We start from the raw sequence: 20,353 nt of genomic DNA, 5'->3' as shown, positions 1-20,353 counted from the left end.
TTTGTGTTTTGGTTTGGGTATAAGGATGCAATAAAAAGATTGACAGAGGAAACTGCCAAATACTCTTCGGGAAATATGGCTAATAAAATTGAAGTTAACGGTTATCCGTCTGAATTAAGACCTTTAGCAAGCCATATAGCAGCATTAGTAGGTATGATTCGCAATTTTACTCAGGAAACACAAGTATCTTCCGGAAAAGTTTCAGCAGTAGTTGAACAAGTGAATGACTGCATTGTAAATGTTAACGAGCTGGCTGAGGCGGTTAACCAGGCAGCGGCAGGCACCCAAAAACTAACTGCTACTATTGCAGATATGGCCGTAGATACAGCTCAACAGGTTGATGAAGTTATGTCCTCTGCACAAACGATTACTGAAGTAGCAGGCGGGATATATCAGGATAGTATTGAAACGAAAAGAATTGCTGAAGTTGGCTCTAACGCAGTGGCAGAAGCGTCATCGGCAATGGCTGATATCAACAAAGCCTCCTCGGAGATAGAGCAGCGTATAAAGGTACTAACACAAATAGCTAGAGAAATCGATACTTTTTTAGATACTATTCAGGGAATATCTTCTCAAACGAATCTATTAGCATTAAACGCTAGCATTGAGGCTGCAAGAGCAGGAGAGCATGGACGAGGCTTTGCAGTTGTCGCCCAGGAAATTCAGAAGTTATCTGACGCAAGTAATGAGGCCGCTAATTCCGCTAATGGTTTACTGGCTCAAATCGATACAGGAGTACTTGAAGCAGCTAAAGCTGCCGAGTTAGGTACAGTATCTGTCCAGCGTGGTGTTAAGGCTATGGCAGAGGCTGATTCTAGCTTAAAGGCCATACTAGCGGCAAGCAGTCAAATCGAAAGTCAATTGGCTGAGGCTAGCTCAGCGCGTCAAGCGCAGCTTAGTGCGACTGGTCGAGCCGCAGATAGATTGGGCACGATGTCGGCTATGTGCCAAGAAGCTGCTGCTAACGTAAATATCGTAGCTGATTCAGTAAAACGCCAAGAAAGTCATTTGCAGGAGACCTTGAAAATGGGAGAAGTTTTAGCCGATGTAGCGGCTGTTTTAGTAAAAGCTACCGGACAAATTTCTTTAATTGATATTAAGGATCAGCAGGCACTTGATGAAAAAGTAACACTGATGAAGGGTGTACTTCACAAAGCCATTAGTGCTAATAAATTAAGTGACTTGTCTGAACAAAATCACCGTGCTGTACTTGTTGAACTTTTACAAAAGCATTCTGAGCTTGAAGCTGCGTGGACAAATACGATTGACGGACGGTTCATTGTTTCACTCCCGCCAGCAGGGATTGCAAATGCTTCTTCACGTGAATGGTTTCAAAAAGCCGCTAAAGGCGATACATACGTCTCATCAGTATATGTTTCAGCAATTTCCCACAAGCCTTGTATAACAGTTTCGTTGCCGATAAAGGATGATAATAAAATCATTGGAGTATTGGGCGTAGATATAAAACTAGCCGAATAAAAAAGCAAATCTCCCTTTAATCAGAGGGAGATTTGCTTTTTTTGCTATGTTATGAATATCAAAGGTCAAAAGGTCAAAAATAATTATTGATAATAACTTTATATTTTGTTACTATTAATTTATAACCAATACGTCAACGCAATGATACTTTGGTAAGAACAGCTACAGATTAAAGTTATCAAAATTTGGCTAAGCCGAGGAGGTATAATAATGCAGCAAGACAAATTCACACAGCGTGCACTTGCTTCAATTCAAGGTGCTCAGCAGTTAGCAGCAATTTATTATCACCAAGAAGTAACCACAGCTCACTTGCTATTCGTATTAGTCAGAGATGCTGAAGGCCTGTTAAAACAAATCTTTGGCCAAAAGCAAGTTAATACACAATTATTAGAGAAAAGATTAGAGCAATTGCTGCAAAAGCAGCCTCAAGTTCGTGGCGGCTCTTCGGGATTGCATATGAATACAGCAATGATCCGTGTATTGGCTCTAGCCGAGCGAACTGCTTCCGAAATGAAGGATGCTTTTGTAAGTACCGAACATATTTTACTTGCTATTGTTGAAGATGGCGATAGCGAGGTTACTAAAATTTGCCGCGAATTTGAGCTGCATCGTAATGCCATAAAGCAAATTATAGGTGAGCTGCGCAAAGGGCAAAATATAACCTCTGATAATCCTGAAGAAGCGTTTCAAGCATTAAATAAGTATGGACGAGATTTAACTGAACAAGCTAAATTGGGCAAGTTAGATCCTGTGATTGGACGAGATGAAGAGATCCGTAGAGTGATTGAAATCCTTTCACGTCGGACAAAAAACAATCCAGTACTTATTGGCGAACCGGGAGTTGGTAAAACGGCAATTGCGGAGGGCTTGGCGCGTCGGATAATTGCTGGTGATGTACCTGAATCACTTAAAGACAAAATACTGTATTCACTTGACTTAGGTGCACTGGTTGCCGGTGCCAAGTTTCGGGGTGAATTCGAAGAACGGCTAAAAAACGTTTTAAACGAAATTGCCAAATCTGAAGGAAACATCTTGTTGTTTATTGATGAACTTCATACTGTTGTTGGTGCTGGAGCTGCTGAAGGCGCCATGGATGCGGGTAATATCTTAAAGCCAATGCTGGCAAGAGGCGAATTGCGCTGCATTGGTGCAACAACGTTAAATGAGTATCGTAAATATATCGAAAAAGATACTGCCTTAGAAAGACGTTTTCAACCAATATTTGTAGGGCAGCCATCTGTTGAGGACACGATTTCTATATTGCGCGGGCTGAAAGAACGCTATGAAATTCATCATGGTGTAAGAATAAAAGATTCTGCGCTTGTATCTGCTGCCGTTCTATCCGATCGCTACATTTCGGATCGATTTTTGCCTGATAAAGCAATTGATTTAGTTGATGAGGCTGCGGCTAAGCTGCGAACCGAGATAGATTCTATGCCAAGCGAACTCGATGAAATATTGCGCCGTGTCATGCAGTTGGAAATTGAAGAACAGGCTTTAAAGAAGGAAAGCGATGTTTTATCTCAGGATAGACACAAACGTATTCAACAGGAAATAGATGAATTACGTAAAGAGGCTGATGTTTTAAAGCAACAGTGGCAATCGGAAAAACAGGCAATTTTACGTGTGCGAACAATAAAAAAAGAAATTGACGCTATAAAAGTCGAAATGGAAAATGCCGAGCGGTCTTACGATTTAACCCGCTTAGCAGAACTTAAATATGGTCGTTTGCCTGAACTAGAGCAAAGGTTGTCTCAAGAAGAAGTCGTATTATCTGATAACCAAAGTGGCAAAACCTTGCTTAAAGAAGAAGTACGTGAAGAAGATATTGCTAAGGTAGTGAGCAGATGGACTGGTATACCAGTTAGTAGAATGCTTGCTGGCGAGCGTGAAAAGCTTGCTAAACTGCAAGATATTTTACATGAGCGTGTTGTTGGGCAAGATTATGCAGTTAAGGCAGTAAGCGAAGCTATAATTAGGGCAAGAGCGGGTATTAAAGATCCTGACCGTCCGATTGGCTCTTTCATCTTCTTAGGCCCAACAGGTGTGGGTAAAACCGAACTTGCCAAAGCACTAGCTGAAATTCTATTTGATGATGAGAGAAATATCGTCAGACTAGACATGAGTGAATATATGGAAAAACATGCTGTAGCAAGGCTGATTGGCGCACCACCTGGTTATGTTGGTTATGACGAGGGCGGGCAGTTGACAGAGGCAGTTCGCCGCCGACCATATAGTGTAGTTCTGCTGGATGAAATTGAAAAAGCCCATGCTGATGTATTTAATGTATTGCTGCAGATTTTAGATGACGGCAGGCTTACTGACAGTAAAGGGCGCACTGTTAACTTTAAAAATACAATTATAATAATGACATCAAATTTAGGTTCAGCTGAGATTCTTCAGAATGATTTTTCTGTTGCTAAAGAGCGGGTTCTAAGTATGCTGAAAAGTTATTTTAGACCTGAATTTTTAAATCGCGTTGAAGATACAATTGTATTCAATGCTCTTTCCGCTGAACAAGTACGAAGAATAGCTGAGATAATGCTGGAAAACTTAAATAAACGTCTTCGTAAGCAAGTTAACATTAATCTAACTTGGGATAGCAAAGTGCTGGATTTATTAGCTCAGGACGGTTATGACGCAGCATATGGTGCCAGACCGCTGCGCCGTTTGATAAGCAGAACGGTTGAAACTAAGCTAAGTAAAATGCTGGTTGCAGGTATAATTACAGAAGACTCTAATGTTAAGGCAGTAGTAGAAAATGGTGTAATCGAACTACAGGCAAAATAATTAATGGCCCGATTCTCGAATGAGAATTGGGCCATTAATATTAAAAGTTTACTTAACTACAACTAAGAGCATTTTAAAGTTCTCAACTGCCTCAAGGCCATGTGGAATATCTGCAGGCATTACTACTGTTTCACCAGTACGAGCAGTGACTTTTGTATCACCAATAGTTAGTTCTGCTTCACCATCTAAAATATACACCATAGCGTCGCCAGGAGCAGAATGGGTACTAATTTCTTCACCTTTGCTAAAGGCAAATAGTGTCATGCTTATAGTACTATTTTGGGCGAGTGTTAAACTGACAACTCGGCCTTGCTGATATTCTACCAAACCAGCTAAATTAAGTGCTTTGCTAAACTCTATGTTTTTTATAAATTTGTTTGCCATATTAATTTCCCCCTTAAATTTACTGTTCTTTGATTATATTATAGAGTTTACTATGCCCAATTACTGTGACTGCAATCACATTATTGGTAATTTTACTGGGAAAGGTTGTAGCAAATTATCCGCCATTAGCATAGTAATATCCTGTAACTAACATGTGAGGCAAAGGCGCCTATAACATGCTTCCTATTAAGGTTGCTTTTGTAGGCGCTCATTTCTTCTCGAAGGGGAGATGAATAAAAATGTGCGGAATAGCAGGCTGGATAGACTGGGATGATAATCTTGAGCAGCAGCGCAAGGTATTAGATGCAATGGTAGAGACTTTAGCAGCACGCGGTCCTGATGCATCGGGAACATATGTGAAACAAAATGTAGCTCTCGGCCACCGGAGACTCAGTGTTGTCGATTTAATCAATGGCGCACAGCCAATGATTAGGCAGAGGGGCGACAATACTTATGTTATTACTTACAATGGTGAACTTTATAACACACCAGAATTAAGACAGGACTTGGAAGCCAAAGGTTATCGTTTTACTACAACCTGTGACACTGAAGTTTTACTGGTTTCTTATATCGAGTATGGTCCAGCGTGTGTAGAAAACTTTAACGGGATATTTGCTTTTGGTATATGGGATGAAGCAAATCAAAGCCTATTTTTAGCTCGCGACCGCATTGGAGTAAAGCCGCTCTTTTATGCGGAACGTGGCGGCAGCTTGATTTTTGGTTCTGAGTTAAAAGCTTTGTTAGCCAATCCTCTAGTTAAGCCAGAAATAGATGCTGAGGGTTTGGCAGAAATATTTATGCTTGGTCCAGCACGTACACCAGGTCACGGTGTTATTCGCGGGGTGCATGAGTTAAAGCCTGGCTATTCAATGTTATATAACCGTAATGGAAAAAGAATAGTCCAATACTGGGCGCTGCATAGTGAAGAGCATGAACATGATTTTGAAGAAACGGTTCAAAATGTTCGTGAATTACTTTGTGACACTGCAAAACGCCAACTAGTGGCCGATGTTCCTGTTTGTACTTTCCTTTCAGGAGGACTTGATTCTAGTGCGCTTACTGCACTAGCAGCAAATACATATAAAAAGGACGGTTTGGGAACGCTCCATACTTATTCAGTAGATTATCAAGATAATGATAAATTCTTTAAGGCAAGCAGCTTCCAGCCAAATTCTGATGCTCCATGGGTTAAGCGCGTATCAGAGCATTTTGAAACCAGCCACCATTACATTATGCTAGATAACAGCGAGCTGGCACAAAAATTAACCGAAGCAGCTTTTGCCCGGGATTTACCTGGTATGGCAGATATAGATACTTCACTTTATCTATTCTCACGTGAGATCAAAAAAGGTGCTACCGTTGCGCTGTCAGGTGAATGTGCAGATGAAGTATTCGGTGGATATCCTTGGTTTTATCGCGAAGAAATGATCAATGCAACAACCTTCCCGTGGGCTCCGCGACCAGATATGAGATTAGATTGGCTTACTCCTGAAGTTAAGGCTAAAATCAATCTTTCAGAATATGTTAAGCAGCGTTACAGCGAGGCATTAGCAGAAGTACCGCGACTTGCTGGAGAAGACGCCTATGCGGCAAGAATGCGCGAGATTTTTTATTTAAGTATTACACGGTGGATGCCTACATTGTTGGACCGCAAAGACCGTATGAGTATGGCTTTTGGTCTAGAAGTAAGGGTGCCATATTGTGATCATCGCATTGTAGAGTATGTATGGAATGTACCTTGGGTTATGAAGAACTACCAAAATCGCGAAAAAGGTTTATTAAGGCATGCTTTAACAGGCATATTGCCTGATGATGTTCTATGGCGTAAGAAGAGTCCTTATCCTAAGACTCATAACCCAGAATATCTAAACACTGTACGTGGCTGGGCCTTAGATATCTTAAATGATTCATCCTCACCGCTTCTACCGCTGATTGATTGCGCCAATATTAAAGCGATAGCACAAACTGACTTATCAGCGTCAAATATTCCGTGGTTTGGCCAACTAATGGGCGGGGCACAGCTCTTTGCTTACTTAGTTCAAACTGATGCTTGGATGCGAAAATATAATGTAACAATAGTATAAAAAAAACGGCTGATTCATTCAGCCGGTTTTTTTATTTTTGTTATAGAAACCATTACTTGTTTAAAATCAGAATAAGAGTAGCAACAAATGCCACTATCGCTAGGACTCAACATGAGTGGTGGTTCTTTATCCCAAGGTAGGGCAATTTAACTTTCCTAATTTATCCAGTGACTGACTAGTCAGGATGTGCTATTATAAACATAAAAACTACATATCAGTAGTTAAGGAAGCATGAAAGGATGATTAAATCGTGGTAAAAAAATCTTTCAAAACATTAGCTGTAGTAAGCCTATTACTTATCGTAGTGTTGGTAGCAGGCTGCGGAGGCGGCGGCTCAGGGGCTAAGAGAATATCTGGATTATCACCAGACGGCGTAGTTAAAACTTTCTTCAATGCTGCTAAAAGCAATAACTTGAATGAAGCTAAATTATATGTATCACCTGTTTCAAGTGGTGATGTAAAAACTGCAATTAAGTTTATGACTGGTTCTGGCTTAACTGAAATTCAAAAATCCAACCTTGCGTCCATTAAGCTGGCAAAACAACAAGGTGACTTTGCTGTAGTTGTTGCAACTCTTCAAGAAGAAAATAGCTTTAGATTTACAGTTAAACCAATTGGTTTAGAGAAAATTGATGGCGAATGGTATATTGTTGACTTCGAACAAATATATCAAAACGCAAAATATAAAGTGCTTCAACAGTTACTAGCTAATATCTAGTAGCAGAATAAGACGGGGAAACCCGTCTTATTTTTTTGTCAAAAGACAACAGAGGTTAAATCATTATGATGCGTGGAGCACCACTATAAGGGTTAATTATAGTTTTAGGCGTTCTTGTAGGAATTTGTAGTAATTTTACTAGAGGAAATAATAATCACCATGAAGAATACAACTTACCATTAAATGGAAGTTGGTGATTGTGGTGAAAATTACTCCGATTACTTGCGTTTATAAAAGTCAGTTATCTGACGGCAAATACAAGGAGAGAATGTCTGATTGCTACAATAAGTACATAAAAGTTAAGTCTAAAACGAGCTTTAAAGCGATTCTCAATAAAGAGATGTTGAGGGATTGATCTAAGGTCAGTCGAAAAGAGGAAACAGGTTTGAGGTTTCATAAAAAAAAGATAGTGGAAAACTATCAAAAGTTAGAGCATCTCAAAAGAAACACCTTTTGGGGTGTTTTTGTTGTATATAGAAGAAAATTTAAGATAAGAGAAGGAGGGGAGTTTTCCTTGATCTTTCCATTCCAAATATTCCCTATATGCACAAAAAGAATAGTTGTACGTTGACGATATACATCAAAGCTATTATAATTAGCTTTGTGTCTCTTTGAAATTTTAGGGTAATCTAATTATAAGTATAAAGAGACAAATATAAGATAGGAGTTGTCTCAGGCGTGTTTAAATCATTATTTTCTGCAATAAGTAAAGTAAGTCTAGTCAAACAAATACTAGTTGGTCTTGTCCTTGGCCTCCTTGTTGCGTTGTATGCGCCAGATCTTGCTGGTCGGGTAGCTATATTAGGTAATTTATTTGTAGGTGCTTTAAAAGCTGTTGCACCTGTTTTGGTATTTGTTCTTATTATGAGTGCCATTTCAGGTCAAAAGCAAGGTGTACAAACAAATATGAAATCCATTATATATCTATATGTTTTGGGTACTTTTTCAGCCGCTTTAGTCGCCGTAGTAGCTAGCTTCATGTATCCTGTAGGGCTTAAATTGGCTGCTAGTGCTTCCGACGTAACGCCTCCAAATGGTATTACAGATGTACTTCGAACCATCGCTATGAATGTTGTTGATAATCCAGTACGCGCACTTATGAATGGTAATTATATCGGTATCCTTTCTTGGAGTATTCTTCTTGGAATTGCTCTTCGTCATGCTAACGATACAACAAAAGAGGTTATTAAAAGTTTCTCTGATGCTGTATCGCAAGTTGTTCGTTGGGTTATCCAACTAGCTCCTCTCGGTATCTTTGGCTTAGTGGCAGATTCTATTTCGCAAAATGGTATTGGAGCGATGGTTGGCTATGCTAAATTACTTGTACTTTTAATTGGCTGTATGTTTTTTGTGGCTTTGGTCATCAATCCGCTTATCGTTTTTGTTAAAACTCGCGAAAATCCATATCCGCTTGTATTTACTTGCCTTCGTGAAAGTGGTCTTTATGCCTTCTTCACGCGCAGTTCAGCAGCGAATATCCCTGTCAATATGAACCTTTGTAAAAAACTTGGTCTTAATCCTGATACCTACTCAGTATCTATTCCGCTCGGCGCAACCATCAACATGGCAGGCGCAGCAGTAACAATCTCCGTACTATCACTGGCAGCGGTTAATACCCTCGGCATTACTGTTGATATTTGGACGGCATTACTTCTTAGTATTTTGGCTACCATTGGCGCTTGTGGCGCTTCTGGCGTCGCCGGAGGATCACTATTGCTCATTCCGATGGCTTGTGCCCTCTTCGGTATCAATAATGATGTCGCAATGCAAGTTGTAGGGGTAGGCTTTATCATTGGTGTACTACAAGACTCTGCTGAAACAGCTCTCAACTCCTCAACAGACGTACTATTTACTGCAGCAGCAGATATTGCCAGCCGTAAGAAATAGAGATTGGCAAAATATATAAAAAAGACTAAGTAAAAATAGGACTAGCTGTTAAACAGCTAGTCCTATTTTGTTGCGAAAAGAAGGGGAAATTGTAACTACTTATTTATAAATTTTGTATAATTATCAAATTTTAGAAGGTATTTTGATATTTTTAATAAATATTGTAGTATAGCCTAGCTGTTTATAAGGAAATGAATCTAAAGGAGTGGAATTTGTATATGGCAATGGTAGCATGGAAAGACGAGTATAGTATAGGCGTGGCCGACATTGATGAACAGCATAAAGAACTATTTGAAATAGTAAACCGTACACAAGAACTGCTAAAGAATGAGTTGATCGTCGACAAATATGACGGTATTGTGGCAATAATTAACGAGTTAAAAGAATACACAATTTTTCACTTCAAAGCTGAGGAAGAATATATGTTTAAAAACGGATACAAGAAGTTTTTTTCTCATAAAGTCTTACATCAGGATTTCATCGAAAAAATTGAGAAGATTGACTTTGCACAACTAGATAATGATCAAAACAAATACTTGGAAGGAATATTAGTATTTGTTTGTGAATGGCTGCTAGACCACATTTTAAAAGAGGATAAGCTGATTAATGCTTAATTAGTATTTGATTGAAGTCTTAGCTATGCTAGGACTTTTTTATTTTGCCTATCAATTCTTAATAACGAAACCCCGTCTAATAAACGGGGTTTTATAGTTCAACTACTATCTCTATTTTAAAAATAAAAGTTTCTTCTAAACGAAGAAACACAGTAGTTTAAAACATCAAATTTGTTGGACGGCACTATTTATCATTCATTAGGTTAAGTTAATTATAATTTTATGTCATATAAAACCCTTATGCTGGATTTTGTTGCTTTAATTGTGTATATCTATTTAGAATCAACTCTAGTTCGGAATAAAGTTTGTATTTGTTCTCGCACTTTGGGTCATTTAACATAGTTGAAATAGCACTTATGCGACTTACTAGTTCTAGCTCTGCTTCTGCGTCAACCCGGCTTCTTTTCCACTTAAACAATCTAATTTATCTCCTTCCCTTTGTTACCCATCGACATACTTTTTTATTATAAATAAGATTTAATGTAAAATTTGTCATATTCTGTAATTATTGAATTATAAATGTTACATAATTACATAAAACAGTAGTTTTAGAGGTTATTCTTTTAAGAATGTTGAATTTGTTGAATAATTAACGCACTAAGGAGTAGCTAATGTCGCCGTCTTTATCCGCAACTAAAAAAGTTTACTTTATGATTACTCTAATCACCGCTATCGCTTTTGTAGGAATCAGTTACAATGATGCAATTAAAACAAAATACATCGTTTATGCTGACAAAGAAAGAACTCTCATTCAGATAGCAACAACTCTTGCACAGAGGCTGGATAAAACTTATTCAGAAATCATACAAGAAGAGAATGGAATTAATTTAAGTCCCGAAGAGAGGCGAAGTATATTAAAAAAGCGGCTTCAGCCAATTATAAATGAGATTGAACAAAAATATCCCGGATATCTAATGGTTTTCGGTGATTACGAACATCTCATAGCAGCTTCTGCTAATTTTAAACTAGTCCCTACAGTAGCTGGCAAGGCTGTATATGAAAAGAAAGAGATGATTTCAGCAATTAATAATTACTCACCTGTATGGGGAACAAGTAGTATGTCAGTTAATTACCCGTTGATATCTAATGATGAAATTTATGGTCATGTAGGAGTTAGTACTAAACTAGCCGACGTAGAAGCCGCTTACTGGGATGCATGGAAGAAAAATTTGCTAATTTACCTTGTACTTTGGCTTAATATAATGTTTGCTTTAAGAAAGCTATTCGAGAAATTTAATAGTAACCTTGAAAACCTGGCCAATCAGATAAAAAATCAAGATGATTCCAAACAAGGCTTATGTGACTTCCCCGAATTAGAACCAGTGCTGGAAACAGTAATCAATCTTCGTACTGAGTTGAGAAAGAAATCGGCTGAAATTGAAAGAATTTTAGAGAACGTAAGTGATATGTTTTATTCTCTCGATAAAGACTTAATGTTTACATATTGTAATGAAGCTACTAAAAATCACTTCAGAGTTGACCTGACAGGAAGGCATCTCCTTGATTGCACAGCCAATCCTAATCCTTTTATTATTCATACGATTCAAGAGGCGGCTCATAAAAAAGAACCCGTATATTTTGAGGCTATAAGCTCGGTAAATAATAGATGGTTTAGTTTTAATCTCTATCCTAAAAAAGACGGTGGTGTTTCAGTATTCTTCCGTGATATCAATGAATTAAAGATAAACAGTGAGAAGCTAAGACAAGCCCAAGAAAGATTTCAAAAATCGTTTCATATGAACCCTAACATGATGATGATAGTATCAGAAAAAGGTGTTTATATTGATGTAAACGAGGTGTTTCTTAAAACTACTGGCTTAAAGAGGGAAGAAGTTATTGGCGCAACAACTGCCGAAATTAATCTTTCGATAAGTCCAAAACAGCTTAATGAAATAGCAAATATTTTAAAAGAAGATGGACACATTTCAAATTATGAGTTAGAATTTTTGGAACATAATCAGAAACGTATCGGCTTGCTGTCTGCTGACGTAATCGAAATAAACAGCGAAATCTGCAGGCTTAACGTAATAACGGATATCACAGAAAAGAAACTGTTAGAAAACGAACTAGCAAAATACGATTCGCTTAGCTTACTTTCGCAGTTTTGTGGAGCAGTTGGGCATGAAATTCGCAATCCCATGACTACTGTCCGTGGCTATTTGCAGTTATTTCAACGAAAGAAACAATTTAATGACTATCATGAAGATATAGCGACTATGATTGAGGAATTAGACCGGGCAAATAGTATTATCTCGGAGTTTTTAAGTTTAGCCAAGAGTCAAAAAGCTGAACTTAAATCTACTGATTTGAACGCAGTTATAAATACTCTCTTCCCGCTAATGCAAGCAGATGCATTTAGAATGGGGCATAATATAAGAAAAGATTTAGAAAAAATTCCAAACATATTGCTGGATGATAAAGAAATTCGTTAGCTAATTCTCAATCTTGTTCGTAATGCATTAGAAGCTATGGAACATAGAGGCTTGGTCACGATTAGAACATATATGGATAAAATCCATGTGCTTTTGGAAATTTCAGACACCGGAAAGGGTATTCCAGAAGAAATCTTAACTAAGCTGGGTATACCATTCTTTACTACAAAAGAGAACGGAACTGGCCTAGGTCTATCAGTGTGCTACGGAATTGCAGAACGTCATGGGGCAACAGTTAGTATTAAAACTAGTATTAATGGAACAACTTTTATTGTTCAATTCCCTGTAATTGAGACAATAAAACAAGAGACCTTGCCATTTTAGTGGTGAGGTCTCTTGTTGTATGCTTTTCTTTTAGTGATCTACTAATTGTTCCTCTTTATAAGCAATTAATCAACTGCTCCTTAGAGTATTGTCCAATAGCTCTCTACAACACAGAGTTTGAGTGAATTAATAGAACTACCGGTATAGCTAGAGGTTTCTTTGCTATTCAAACTACTCATTTACAATTTTACACTTACGCTTATTTATATCGTATATCCATAGTCTTGCATCACATAATAAGAAGGTATTTAGTCTTTTAAAGGAGCTATGATGAGTAGTAACTTGCAGCAGTATAGTCAAATTCTCGAAGCTCAAAGTTATTTTCATATATTACAGCTACAGCATTGGTATCAGTTTGAGTTATTTACCAGACAGTGGTGGTATCTATTAGCCGTATTAATTATTTCGTGGTTAATATGGTGGAAGTTAGTAGACAAGAAAAGCGTTTTTAACATTCTTTGTTATGGGTTTGTTATCATGTTTATAGTAATAGCAATGGATGCAATAGGAATAGTTAAACAGCGCTGGATTTATCCAATTAAATTAATACCTGTGGCACCACATACAGAGGCAATAGATTGGGGATTACTTCCAGTAGTTGATATGTTAATATATCAATACTTCCCTAAATGGAAGAACTTTATTATAGCAGAAGTATTTCTAGGTGCTGCCTTAGCTTTCTTGGGGGAGCCGTTTGCTCAGTGGTTAGGAGTATATACTATTATCAATTGGAAGCATATCTGGTCATTTCCTATCTATATTCTGAAAAGTATTTTAGCGAAATTCATTATTGAAACTATTGCCCATAAATCACAGACATCTAGTTAGATGTGATTCTAGTCCATTATATCAGTGGCCTTTTTATCATATGTTGTTTTTATTTCAAGTTTTATGACTAAATAGTCCAGAAGTATGGTATGATATATAGATTGATGTAAAACATTGATGGGAGTGAATTTGGTAGTAATAAGAGGTAATGAAAAGGGGTAAATAAAATGAATTATCCAGCATTGGACGACTTGGAAAAACGAACTGACTGTAGGTATACTCTTGCTGTACTAGCGGCTAAAAGAGCTCGGGAAATAAATAATGGTAGTGAACTCTTAGTAAAGAGCAAGTCTTCTAAGTCTGTCACGAATGCTTTAGAAGAAATAAATCAAGGAAAAATATCTTATACGCGAGGTAATACAGGAATTAAATAGATACTACTATTTTTACCATAAATACTATGAAAACAAAGAAGTCGTCTGGGGACTGATCCCAAGACGGCTTCTTTGCTTCTCAGCTATTCTTGATTACATATTTAATTAAAATCTATCTTCGTAACAACAAACGGGTAAAATTAAATACTTTTTTATTTCATCAATAGCAAAACAGCTTCTCATATCATAGGATACACAGAAAGATCAAAGGAGTTGATTGATATGGGATTTGGTGGATTTGGTGGAAATAACAATGGTAGCTCAATAATAATCATAATAATAATTATATTATTATTATTCTTTAGCTTTGATAACGATTGCTGTACTGACTAACATAGTTTTACCCGCCCTGCTAGAGCACCACTGTCAGCAAATAGCTGCAGTGGTGTTTGTTTTGCATTAAAACTACTTACTAGGAATCTAGCAAACTCAAAATAAGGTAGTTTCGATATGTGGAAAAAAATCATCTAAAACAGTAAAGATTCGTTATATATGAATTTAAAAAGTATCGCTGTCATTCCCTGAATTTTGAGTCCCATCTTTGTGGTGGGGCTTTTTTTGTTCATGCGTATCTAAAGGTTTCATGGCTGGTTGTAATACCACTGGACCAGGAGAATGCACTCTTTGTCCTACTTGTGCTCTTTCCTCTATGTATATGATAAGGGACGTAACTGCTTTTGCAAAAAATCCTATAAATGCTATCGTTAGGAAGGCGTAAAAGGAATTCCATCGGGACATCGCCATCACAGGGACGGTTCTATTGATGCGAAAGTAGTGCATATGTCAGAATAGGAATGAGGTGAAGCAGCATGCCAAGACAGCACGAAAACAGAGCCAAAGCGGAATATATCACGTAATTCTGCGAGGGATAAATAAACAAGTTATATTTGAGGATGAACAAGATAAAGAAAGGTTCATGTGGTGTTTGCATTATTATAAGGAAGTTGGTCAATACAAGATATATGGTTACTGCCTAATGAATAACCATATCCATTTGCTAATAAAGGAAGGTAATGAACTAATCGCAAAGACCATGAAGCGAATTGGTGTAAGCTATGTTTCGTGGTTCAACCGAAAATACGGTCGGTGTGGTCCTTTATTCCAAGATCGGTTTAAGAGTGAGGTTGTAGAAAGTGACGAGTATTTTTTGATGGTGCTACGTTACATACATCAGAACCCTTTGAAGACGGGGGAAGTCAAAAAAATGAGCGACTACCATTGGAGCAGTTATCAAGGGTATTTTGGATACAGTAATTTAGTTGATACTGATTTTGCAATGGACATGTTCTCTTCAGACCCAGAAATCGCGGTCCGCCGGTTTGAAAAGTTTATGAACGAAAAGACGGAAGATGCCGGTGTAATGGTTTACGGTATGTATAAATTGACAGACCTGGAAGCTAGACTTGCAATACAAGAGACAGCGAAGCTAACCGTAGCAACAGAACTGCAAACTATGGAAAAACAGAAACGGGACGAAATACTACGAAAAATTAAGCAGATTAATGGGATATCAACAAGGCAAATTGCACGGCTGACGGGCATAACGCAAAGTGTGATTGTACGTGCATGACTCACGAGAACCGTCCCCGCGATGCCATTGAAGTATATAGACGTTGGAAGGAAAAAGAAATTACGGCAGTTAAAGCTATGAATATTACAGGACTAAAGAAAGCTACATTTTATCAACGGGTTAAAGAATTAGAGGGTAGAGCATAGATTTTAAAATATATTTCCATTTGATGGCAGGAAACCCTATGAATCGCCATGAATTTACTTGACTGGAGGTGTGAGTTAACATGGACAAGAATACGACACCAGAAAAATCATCTAATAAAAAATGGCAGGGTGGAATAACTAGTGTACGTCTTTGTGGATTTAAGTCTTTTGGAAGGGAGCGAAAAGTTGAGTTCCGCCCTCTTACAATCTTAGCTGGTCCTAATAGCTGTGGTAAGTCAAGCGTAATGCAGCCATTGCTCTTGATGAAGCAGACTTTAGAATGTGGCTATGACCCCGGAGCCTTTCTATTAAACGGACCTCATGTTAGATGTACTTCGGCTGATCAAATAATTAACAATAGTGCAGAAACTTCTTGCAAAGATCAGATAAATATTAGTATTGGTTTCAATGAAAAAAATGAATATAGAATTGTTTACAAGAAGAATCCCAAAGCGGGGCTTGAGGTTTTAGAGACAAGCTTAGTAATTGATTCAAAAGAACCGTTAAGAATAATTTTAAATCAAACACAAGATCAGTTACAAAAAATTGTTCCAGAAGGGCTTCTAAGTTTAGTCAGCAGGGTTATGGCGGATAAAAATGAGCCATACAAACGCAATAAACAAAAACAAAAGAATGCAAATAAAAATATACCTGCACCGATGCCTAATCTAATTGCAAAACGTGAACGGTGCTTTCTTAAAATTGTAGCTAATTCGAAATATGATAATGCAACATTTAATCTGGGGCCAGACAATCCTGTGGAATCTCATATTAGACAAATACTGCATCTGCCAGGACTAAGGGGAAACCCGGAGCGAAGCTATCCAACTACAGGTTTAACGGCTGATAATGAAGAATTATATTTGCCGGGTACCTTCGAGAAATATGTCGCAAGTATTCTTAATTATTGGCAAAAGAATGACCAGTTAAAGCTAAAAAGGTTAGAAGAGAATCTAAGGCTTCTTGGACTTGCAAATAAACTACATACTAAGGTTATTAATGATACCCAAGTTGAAATTTTTGTAGATCGGAATTACAGCTCAGAAGACTCAAAAAAATGCGAGTATGTTAGCATTGCTGATGTAGGGCTTGGAGTTTCACAAACACTACCAGTTGCTGTCGCATTAATATTCGCTAAACCTAATCAGATTGTTTATATTGAGCAACCAGAAATACATCTACATCCAAAAGCACAATTAGTTATGGCAAAACTCTTAGTGGAATCAGCTAGCAGGGGTGTCAAGGTAATTGTAGAGACGCATAGTTCTTTGTTGATAAGGGGAATACAAATAGCTGTTGCCAAAAAAGAGATACCTCATGGTTTAGTAAAGTTACACTGGTTCAATAAATTGCAAAATGGTATTACTGAAGTATCTAGTGCTGACTTAGACAGAAATGGTGCGTTCGGAGAGTGGCCAGAAGACTTTGATGATATAGCGTTAATGGCTGAAATGGAGTATTTAAATACTGTTGAGGAAGGAATGCAATCCAATGACGACTATCAAAAAGATGGTAATTGATGCTTGCATTGCTAGGTCACCTGGAGAAAGTATTCATCCACACTCTAGAATGTGCCGAGACTTTCTTTCAATTTTTAGAGAGCGGAACCATATACTTGTTATGACAAAGGAAATTAGACAAGAATGGGATAAGCATATGTCCAGATTCACTCGGTCTTGGCTAGTCTCAATGATAAGCAGAAACCAGTTGATGTTTATAAATGATACTGAGAATGCTGAATTAAGAACATTATTAAATAACTGTTCAAATGAGACGGGTCATGTGCATGCTATGATAAAAGATATACACTTAGTAGAAGCTTCAGTTAAAACAGATGAAATAATAATATCTAAAGATGATAAAGCTAGATACCATTTTGCGTTAGAAGCTAATGGGATTGCTCAATTGGCAAATATAACATGGGTCAATCCGACAAATGAGCTAGAGGATTCATTACTATGGCTTGAAAAAGATTGTCCAGAACAACATGAAAGAAAGCTATCATATATAGATACTGGCAAACTAATTGCGGCAACAAAGTAATTTTTTTGGTTTTATCTTGCTGATATGAAAAGGACAATACATCCGCAAGGGTGAAAAAAGTCTTTTTTGAATGGGTGGGGTAAGTTTTCTGTATCCAAAATGACTTTCCCGATGGCAGTTGGCGGGGTATTACATTGACACGATTAGTATTTAAAGCATAAACTGGATAATATTGACTTTTTATGCACCCTAAAGTATAATGAAATTGCTTTAGGAAGTGGGTCGAAAATGCCCATGGAGGTGCGTAGATACTATATTCTATTCTATTGGATCTTGAATTAGGAAGTATACCTAAAGCGGTTTTTATCTTATTTGTAGTGTGTTTTTTTTACAAACCCTTATTTCCAATATCGGGCGGGCGTAGCTCAGTGGTAGAGTACCGGCTTCCCAAGCCGTGGGTCGCGAGTTCGAATCTCGTTGCCCGCTCCAAGAAAATCAAGCCTTCTAGCAATTTGCTAGAAGGCTTTTTTGTGTTTGGAAGGCAAATAGGAAGGCAAAAGAGAATAATAAATCATTAAAAGTATATAGCGTCTTTAAGATAGAAAAGAATGCCTAAGTTAATATCGAGAGGAAATCTTATATGGAGACATTTTTTAAATTAGCAAGAGAGCCTTATTCTAATTCTATGAATGCAATATTTCGCATATCAACCGATGCTGATGATGTGTTTATGAAGGTGGCTAAAACACCTTGTTTGAACGATGAAAGATTTGTCGTTGAAGTCGATTCGAAGCGTTTCCTAAGTCTTTGGCGTAATACCACGGACACTAACCATATTAAAATTGCTAGGGGAAATATTTTGACGTGGAAGCAAGATAGAAAATATAAAGACGCAGTTGTCGGATTTTCCTATGGAGAAGGTAACCCTGTTCCGCTAGCGGAAGTCTCATGTTTTTTGTTAGATGATAAGACTGCGTATATAAATATAGCTAATGGCGTTACTCGCACTATATATTTAATGAGTCTAGGTGTCTCTAAATTCCCAATTGAATGTAGCGGAATCGATCAAGCAAAATTACTCCAAAATTTCGCAGGTCTACAAAATGGCAAATTCAAATCAGTTGAAGAATTAATACCTGAATAGAAAAATTATCAGGAGGTACGTATGAAGTCTCTCATCAGGTTCCATTCTTATACAAGAGAAGAGATTCACGATGTTTTTTCGCCTAATACAATTTTTACTCCTCAGGCAGGAACTTGGGGTTTATCTGGCATTGTGAAAGTTCCGGACCGATATGGCGACTATGTATTTTTTATTACCTTTGGTCAACGGCAGGGCGATCATTCGTTCAATGAGAGCGTTACTGAGGATGGAATTCTAACTTGGCAATCACAACCGTCGCAAAACTTATCTGAACAGAGAATTAGACAATTTATTAGGCACGATCATGCCAGGAATAACATTTATCTCTTTTTACGTGCAGATAAAAAGAAAAAATATACCTACATGGGGCGGTTGGCATACATAGATCATGACACTGAGCAAGAGAATCCAGTTCACTTCAAGTGGCAGATACTTGATTGGGATATACCAGTTGCAGTACTCCAAGAAATGAACTTAAGATTGGCTCCTCGGGGACAGTTTGAACACAGTAACCAGGTTGTGCGAGAAATTAATATTGAAAGTTCTCCCCCAGATCGGGAAAGCCGCAGAAGAGGAAGACCAACGCGCGAGTTTCGCGGGAGGTTCGTTGACTACACAGAAAACGAACGAGAATCCCGGAATGTCGGTCTTGCTGGCGAGCTCTTCATTTTAGAATATGAAACAAGGAACTTGCGGGAGAATGGAAGAGAGGATTTAGCAAAGAAAATAGTTCACGTACCTGAGGAAGAAGGAGACGGAGTGGGGTATGATATTCGATCGTTTCATCTTGATGGGACACTCAAATACATAGAGGTAAAGACGACAAGGCGGGGTGCCAATACCTCCTTTGAAATAACTGCAAACGAGTTGGCATTCTCTCGGGCAAATCCTGAGATATACTATGTATATCGAGTATTTGATTTCGACCCTGAAACTCAAGTTGGGCGGTTTTACAGGATAAAAGGGGACCTTTCAAGTAATTTTACTCTTTTGCCTACTCGTTATCGTGCAACTCGATTCTTGGCGGATTCCGAATAAACTATTCTATTTCTGGCCCGGTTGCGATTCTTTATATTTTCAGGTCATTAGGTGTCTATGGGCCTAAAGAAATATTGCGGTTTTGGCTCCGTTATATATCGCAAAGCAAGCCCTGAATCGCGGAGGTCCGAATCCCGATGCTTGCTCAAAATCAGAAGCCTTCCAGGCATTTGAACTGAACCCAGCAAAACAGACATTGTGACAAAAAGCCTCCTGTTGTAGGATAACTATGACGGGAGGTTTTAATTATGCCACGAAAATGGACAGACATAATGTCTTTGGAAACAATCATAATACAAATGCGTAAAGAAGGACACACAAGGCAAGAGATAGCAGATGCCTTAGGTTTAGACAAAATTCAGATAAAAAACTGGGTAAACCGAAATAATCGAAAACAAGAAAAGATGCCGACTTCCCCTAAACGAAGGGGGCGTCCAAGGAAAAGTCCATTGAATCAACAGGATGAAATGGCGCTTAGGATAAAGGAGCTTGAGCGAGAAGTTGAGCTATATAAGTCTTTTCTTCAGGCTGCTGGAAGGATGTGAGAGCAGAGATTAA

At 38.0% G+C, this 20,353-nt stretch carries 19 protein-coding genes and 1 tRNA gene; 18 read left to right on the top strand and 2 right to left on the bottom strand.

Annotation, left to right across the window (positions count from 1 at the left end; translation table 11 throughout):
- The first annotated feature begins 3 nt into the window (after positions 1 to 3).
- Positions 4 to 1,479 (top strand): methyl-accepting chemotaxis protein, encoded by a 1,476-nt coding sequence (locus tag V6C17_RS15045; RefSeq protein WP_333523403.1) that lies wholly within the window; start codon positions 4 to 6, stop codon positions 1,477 to 1,479.
- Between the two features lie 210 nt (positions 1,480 to 1,689).
- The gene (gene clpB / locus V6C17_RS15040) at positions 1,690 to 4,269 is read left to right on the top strand and encodes an ATP-dependent chaperone ClpB (protein WP_333523402.1); all 2,580 of its coding nucleotides are present in this window, start codon (positions 1,690 to 1,692) and stop codon (positions 4,267 to 4,269) included.
- Between the two features lie 48 nt (positions 4,270 to 4,317).
- Here the strand turns inward: clpB and V6C17_RS15035 are convergent, their stop codons facing one another.
- Positions 4,318 to 4,653 carry a cupin domain-containing protein gene (locus V6C17_RS15035; RefSeq protein ID WP_333523401.1) on the bottom strand — a complete coding sequence of 112 codons (336 nt, stop codon included), beginning with the start codon at positions 4,651 to 4,653 and terminating at the stop codon, positions 4,318 to 4,320.
- Between the two features lie 239 nt (positions 4,654 to 4,892).
- Between V6C17_RS15035 and asnB the strand changes: the two genes are divergently transcribed.
- From asnB to V6C17_RS15015, 4 genes are all read left to right on the top strand, one after another.
- On the top strand, positions 4,893 to 6,737 hold the full coding sequence (gene asnB, locus V6C17_RS15030) for an asparagine synthase (glutamine-hydrolyzing) (protein ID WP_333523400.1): 1,845 nt from the start codon (positions 4,893 to 4,895) through the stop codon (positions 6,735 to 6,737).
- Positions 6,738 to 6,987: 250 nt separating this feature from the next.
- Positions 6,988 to 7,455 carry a hypothetical protein gene (locus V6C17_RS15025; RefSeq protein WP_333523399.1) on the top strand — a complete coding sequence of 156 codons (468 nt, stop codon included), beginning with the start codon at positions 6,988 to 6,990 and terminating at the stop codon, positions 7,453 to 7,455.
- A 678-nt stretch (positions 7,456 to 8,133) separates the two neighbouring features.
- Complete coding sequence (gene sstT, locus V6C17_RS15020) at positions 8,134 to 9,342, top strand: serine/threonine transporter SstT (RefSeq protein ID WP_333523398.1); 1,209 nt, start codon at positions 8,134 to 8,136, stop codon at positions 9,340 to 9,342.
- A gap of 218 nt (positions 9,343 to 9,560) precedes the next feature.
- The gene (locus V6C17_RS15015) at positions 9,561 to 9,956 is read left to right on the top strand and encodes a bacteriohemerythrin (protein ID WP_333523397.1); all 396 of its coding nucleotides are present in this window, start codon (positions 9,561 to 9,563) and stop codon (positions 9,954 to 9,956) included.
- Between the two features lie 238 nt (positions 9,957 to 10,194).
- Here V6C17_RS15015 and V6C17_RS15010 read toward each other — a convergent pair whose 3' ends face one another.
- Complete coding sequence (locus tag V6C17_RS15010) at positions 10,195 to 10,374, bottom strand: hypothetical protein (protein WP_333523396.1); 180 nt, start codon at positions 10,372 to 10,374, stop codon at positions 10,195 to 10,197.
- Between the two features lie 193 nt (positions 10,375 to 10,567).
- Between V6C17_RS15010 and V6C17_RS15005 the strand changes: the two genes are divergently transcribed.
- The 12 genes from V6C17_RS15005 to V6C17_RS14950 all read left to right on the top strand — a co-directional run bounded on the left by V6C17_RS15005 (position 10,568) and on the right by V6C17_RS14950 (position 20,340).
- Positions 10,568 to 12,388 carry a PAS domain S-box protein gene (locus V6C17_RS15005; RefSeq protein ID WP_333523395.1) on the top strand — a complete coding sequence of 607 codons (1,821 nt, stop codon included), beginning with the start codon at positions 10,568 to 10,570 and terminating at the stop codon, positions 12,386 to 12,388.
- Between the two features lie 3 nt (positions 12,389 to 12,391).
- A complete protein-coding gene (locus V6C17_RS15000) occupies positions 12,392 to 12,712 on the top strand; it encodes an ATP-binding protein (RefSeq protein ID WP_333523542.1) in 321 nt (106 codons plus the stop codon).
- A 270-nt stretch (positions 12,713 to 12,982) separates the two neighbouring features.
- The gene (locus V6C17_RS14995; protein ID WP_333523394.1) at positions 12,983 to 13,540 is read left to right on the top strand and encodes a CBO0543 family protein; all 558 of its coding nucleotides are present in this window, start codon (positions 12,983 to 12,985) and stop codon (positions 13,538 to 13,540) included.
- Between the two features lie 167 nt (positions 13,541 to 13,707).
- Positions 13,708 to 13,914 carry a DNA-directed RNA polymerase subunit omega gene (rpoZ, locus tag V6C17_RS14990; RefSeq protein WP_333523393.1) on the top strand — a complete coding sequence of 69 codons (207 nt, stop codon included), beginning with the start codon at positions 13,708 to 13,710 and terminating at the stop codon, positions 13,912 to 13,914.
- A gap of 799 nt (positions 13,915 to 14,713) precedes the next feature.
- The gene (locus V6C17_RS14985; protein ID WP_333523392.1) at positions 14,714 to 15,484 is read left to right on the top strand and encodes a transposase; all 771 of its coding nucleotides are present in this window, start codon (positions 14,714 to 14,716) and stop codon (positions 15,482 to 15,484) included.
- Entirely contained in the window at positions 15,481 to 15,630 is a 150-nt protein-coding gene (locus V6C17_RS14980) for a hypothetical protein (RefSeq protein ID WP_333523391.1), read from the top strand. Before V6C17_RS14985 ends, V6C17_RS14980 begins: the two co-directional genes overlap by 4 nt.
- An 80-nt stretch (positions 15,631 to 15,710) precedes the next feature.
- Positions 15,711 to 17,150: an AAA family ATPase gene (locus tag V6C17_RS14975; RefSeq protein ID WP_333523390.1), complete on the top strand. Its 1,440-nt coding sequence runs from the start codon at positions 15,711 to 15,713 to the stop codon at positions 17,148 to 17,150.
- On the top strand, positions 17,122 to 17,673 hold the full coding sequence (locus V6C17_RS14970) for a hypothetical protein (RefSeq protein WP_333523389.1): 552 nt from the start codon (positions 17,122 to 17,124) through the stop codon (positions 17,671 to 17,673). The genes V6C17_RS14975 and V6C17_RS14970 overlap by 29 nt, the downstream gene beginning before the upstream one ends.
- A 354-nt stretch (positions 17,674 to 18,027) precedes the next feature.
- A tRNA-Gly gene (locus V6C17_RS14965) sits at positions 18,028 to 18,102 on the top strand.
- A gap of 151 nt (positions 18,103 to 18,253) precedes the next feature.
- Complete coding sequence (locus V6C17_RS14960) at positions 18,254 to 18,757, top strand: plasmid fertility inhibition factor family protein (protein ID WP_333523388.1); 504 nt, start codon at positions 18,254 to 18,256, stop codon at positions 18,755 to 18,757.
- 21 nt (positions 18,758 to 18,778) lie between these two features.
- Positions 18,779 to 19,795: a DUF3427 domain-containing protein gene (locus V6C17_RS14955; RefSeq protein ID WP_333523387.1), complete on the top strand. Its 1,017-nt coding sequence runs from the start codon at positions 18,779 to 18,781 to the stop codon at positions 19,793 to 19,795.
- 248 nt (positions 19,796 to 20,043) lie between these two features.
- The gene (locus V6C17_RS14950) at positions 20,044 to 20,340 is read left to right on the top strand and encodes a helix-turn-helix domain-containing protein (protein ID WP_333523385.1); all 297 of its coding nucleotides are present in this window, start codon (positions 20,044 to 20,046) and stop codon (positions 20,338 to 20,340) included.
- Positions 20,341 to 20,353 lie beyond the last annotated feature (13 nt).

Origin of the sequence: Dendrosporobacter sp. 1207_IL3150 (assembly GCF_036763085.1) — a bacterium.
In the GTDB taxonomy this organism is placed as follows: domain Bacteria; phylum Bacillota; class Negativicutes; order DSM-1736; family Dendrosporobacteraceae; genus JBAIYU01.
This window is presented reverse-complemented; position numbering and strand designations above follow the sequence as displayed.